We start from the raw sequence: 3510 nt of genomic DNA, 5'->3' as shown, positions 1-3510 counted from the left end.
GCCGTTTGCGGCTGGTGACAGAGTTCTTACCGGCACGACGGCCGTGGGTTCAGCGTGACTGAGGGACGTTCATCGGAAACCCACGGTCTCTGCGGCAGGCAGGCTCGAAAGTGCGGTGGGTTCGTCGCCGCTGTATGGGCAGGATACGAGGGACTGGTGAGGTTGCATGTTCAGGTGCCGCGTATTCCGCCGACCGGCCACCTCGCGGTGAGTGGCAGTGCAAAACTCCAGGTGTGGACATTCTTGAGAAGATCGTCGTGCCAGTTGTCACTGTCTTGGTCAGCGGCGTACTGGCCTTTCTCACGGCACGCGTTGAGGCGCGAGCACAGTTGCGTCGCCAACAGCGCCTCGACTACCTGCTCAGCGCATACCGCACGCTTACCAACTGCGCCCATCGCGAGTTGTCTCCTGATCGCGCTTATGCCTTTGAACAGGCCATGGCTGACGTCCTCTTGCTGGGGACTCCTGAGCACATCAAGCTCGCAGCTTCGGTGCGAGACTCTCTGGCTCGCGAAGGAAGCGCGAGCGTGGACGGGCTGCTCATCGCTCTGCGGCGAGATCTCCGAAGCGAGCTAGGCATCAGTGCTTCCGAGCTCGAAGGCGTTCCCATTCTCCGAATGGCTGCGACTGAGTCAGAGACCAGGGAGACGTGACCGCCATTCGCTGTCGGTAGCCTGCTCTATCTCGCCGTCGAGCAGGCTCTGGGCGATGGCCGCGTAGCGGCTCGCGGCGGTGTGGGACAGGTTGAAGACCATGGCGAGGTGCAGCGGGTCGGCGCCGACGGTCAGCGCCTCGTGCAGTACCCGGTCGCCGCGGATGCGTTCGAGGTAGACGCCCTGGTGCAGCAGGTGCCGCTTGAGGTATTCGGCACTGACTGGCCCGGTTCCCAGGGCGGTCTTCGCGTTGATCAGCACGTGCCGGTTAGAGGTCTTTGGGCAGGTGGTGCGACGCTGGGCGAGCCAGGCCAGCAGGGTCTGGTGGGGCAGTTCGCCGAGTCGTTGGGCGTGTCCGGCGATGGTGATCCGGCGGTTGGGCAGGTCGAGGTCGTCCAGGGTGAGGCGTCGGATGGCCGTGGCGCGGGCGGCGTGGACGGCGGCCAGGGCGACGATCAGCTGTTGCGCCGGGGTGACGGCGATCTGCTGGACGGCGAGGACCTCGGCGTCGGTCATCGGCAGCAGGCTGCGCGGGATGTCTTCGGTCTTGAGCCGGGTGGTGGGGTTGGCGAAGATCAGGCCGCGCTTCTTGGCGAAGCGGAACAGTGAGCGAAGTGCGGCGATGGCGTTGCGACGCTGCCATCCGCGCAGGGGTGACAGCGCGGCCGTGACGTCGGCGACGGTGATCTCGCGCAGGTGCCCACGGGTAGCTGCCCAGTTCTCCAGCAGGGGCCGGACGCAGCCGAAGTAGACGTAGAGGCAGGTGTGGGACCGGGGCTTGGCGCGGACGTCACCGCCGAGGAGGACCAGTAGCCAGGCGCGGACGTCGCTGGCGAAGCCGGCGGGCAGTTCGCCAGCGCGGGCCTCGATCCAGGAGCGGATCGCCAAGGAGCTGTCGTCTTCCAGAAGGTGCAGGTCGGCGAGGACCTCGGCGACCCGATGGCTGGAAGCGTGTCGCGGTATTCGCGTACGGACTTCGGTGAGCTTCACGGGCTTGCCGGGCGGGCGGTCCTCCAGCACCGCCGTCAGGCCGTCCATCGCGCACCGGACGAGCGACGGTGACCATCCGTTGGCCTCGCCGAGCTGCTTGGTGTGGGCCGCGGCAGACCGGAGCGCGGGGTTGTCCGAGTTCAGGGCGGGATGCTGCCAGCGGGGCGGGGGCGGGATGCCTGCCTTGCGCCGGTGGTAGGAGGCCAGGGCACTGCAATTGCGGTTGCAGTAGGCCCGGTCTCGCCGCGATCCTTCGGGCAGCGGCTTGCCGCAGTGCACGCAGTTCATCGAGGGGGCAGGGACCTGCCCGTGCGAGGACGCGGGGCGACGGCGCGGGGTTGGCCCACCGCGGTGGCCTGCGAGTCCGCCGCTGGCGCCGGGGCCGGCACCTGCTCCGGCTCGGGCAGGAGCAGTTCCTCGACGCCGCAGCCGAGCACGGCGCAGATGACGTCCAGCTCGTCAAGCTTGACGGTGTTCGGCTGGCCGGACCACAGGCCCGACATCTTCCCCGCGCTGATCACCACGCCGCGTTCGGCGAGCATCCGCTGGAGTTCGCTGGCCTTCCAGATGCCGCGGTTGGCGGCCGCCAGGCGGAGGTTCCACTTCACTGGGCCAGTCCTTTCCATCGGTCGGTGGCGCGCTGCTGTCCGGCCACCCAGGCGTCTTCGACATGGGTGCCATGGACGTGGATATACCGGGCCGTAGTGCCGGTCCAGGTATGTCCGAGCAGCTCCTGGATGGCGAACAACGTCATGCCGGCGAGATAGAGCTGGGACGCGCAGAAGTGCCGCAGCACGTGCGGGGTCAGTCTTCCGGCCCAGGTGGGCAGGTGCTGAGCGGCGGCGTCGGCCAGCGACCGGCGGAAGACGTCGGCGGTCGCCCGCGCGCTGGTGCTGTCCCGGTTCTTGCGTTCGGAGGGGAACAGCGGGGCGCCCGGCCTGGTGTGGTCGGCGTCGAAGTGACCCCACACGTCCTCGATGAACCACCGCAGGTTGCGGTCAGCACCGTTGATCAGCGGCACCAGCCGCGGCTTCGGACCACGCCGCCGGGAACCCTTACCGTGCCGGACGTTGAGCTTGCCGAACCGGCCCAGCTCCCACCGGACGTCGTCCAGGTCGAGCATCCGCGCCTCGTTGATCCGCAGTCCCACGTCGGCCGCGAGGCGGGCGACCGCGTAGTTGCGGGCGGCCGGGCCGAACTTGCGGCAGGTCACGAGCTCCTCGCGCCATCCAGCGAACAGCGCCTCGATCTCGGCTTCGCTGGGCGGGATCCGCAGCTGTGGTTCCACCGAGGCCCGCGGCCGGTTCATCTCGTCCAGCGGGCACTCGACGACACGGCCGGTGAGGTTGTGCAACTCGACCTTGTGCCGCAGCTCAAGGAACTGGAAGTACACCGACAGCGCCCCTGCCCGGCCGGTCCGCGTCGACGGCTTGGCGTCGCGAAGCACCTTGCCGAAATAGACGTCGGCGTCGGCCGACTCCATCTCCCACAACGGACGGCCGAACCAGTCCCGGATGAGTTCCAGGTGGTTGGTGTCGTTGCGGATCGTACTGTCGACCAGACCGGCCGAGGCCCGCGCGAGCACGAACCCCGCCAGCACGTCGGTCTCGAACTCGGCGAGCTCCTCCTCGCTCACCGGCGCCCGGTACTCGCGCAGATCGCGTACTACAGCCAGACCTAACCCACGCCTCCACGACTTCACCCAGGCTGAAGAAATCCCGACAAGGATGAGGGTTGCGCACTCTGGACGCGGTTGGGTCAGAACGGCCTGCGGTCACCCGGACGAGGTAACAGACCCAGGTCCAGGCACTCTCGGCGGCGCCGGGAAGCTACAGACGAGAGCGGAACTCGGGGACTATTGCTCACC

Annotated in this window: 4 protein-coding genes; 1 reads left to right on the top strand and 3 read right to left on the bottom strand. The window is 68.0% G+C overall.

Annotation, left to right across the window (positions count from 1 at the left end):
• Nucleotides 1-233 precede the first annotated feature (233 nt).
• Nucleotides 234-653, top strand: coding sequence for a hypothetical protein (locus ACZ562_RS38235; protein WP_383180844.1), 420 nt, complete (start codon nt 234-236; stop codon nt 651-653).
• On the opposite strand, the gene ACZ562_RS38230 is transcribed toward ACZ562_RS38235, so the two are convergent.
• Genes ACZ562_RS38230 through ACZ562_RS38220 form a run of 3 tightly spaced genes read right to left on the bottom strand, consistent with a single transcriptional unit; the run spans nt 633 to nt 3279 of the window.
• Nucleotides 633-1931 (bottom strand): hypothetical protein, encoded by a 1299-nt coding sequence (locus ACZ562_RS38230; RefSeq protein ID WP_471189312.1) that lies wholly within the window; start codon nt 1929-1931, stop codon nt 633-635. The two genes, ACZ562_RS38235 and ACZ562_RS38230, sit on opposite strands and share 21 nt — an antisense overlap.
• Nucleotides 1928-2251, bottom strand: coding sequence for a helix-turn-helix domain-containing protein (locus ACZ562_RS38225; RefSeq protein WP_471189309.1), 324 nt, complete (start codon nt 2249-2251; stop codon nt 1928-1930). The genes ACZ562_RS38230 and ACZ562_RS38225 overlap by 4 nt, the downstream gene beginning before the upstream one ends.
• Nucleotides 2248-3279 carry a tyrosine-type recombinase/integrase gene (locus ACZ562_RS38220; protein ID WP_471189307.1) on the bottom strand — a complete coding sequence of 344 codons (1032 nt, stop codon included), beginning with the start codon at nt 3277-3279 and terminating at the stop codon, nt 2248-2250. Before ACZ562_RS38220 ends, ACZ562_RS38225 begins: the two co-directional genes overlap by 4 nt.
• Nucleotides 3280-3510 lie beyond the last annotated feature (231 nt).

Source organism: Streptomyces sp. NPDC040410 (assembly GCF_055595715.1).
The sequence above is the reverse complement of the archived record's forward strand: the minus strand, read 5'-3'. Positions and strand labels throughout refer to the sequence as shown.

Excerpts from the sequence above, each read along its gene's own strand:
- ACZ562_RS38230 (WP_471189312.1), bottom strand. The coding sequence starts at position 1,931 with ATGAACTGCGTGCACTGCGGCAAGCCGCTGCCCGAAGGATCGCGGCGA.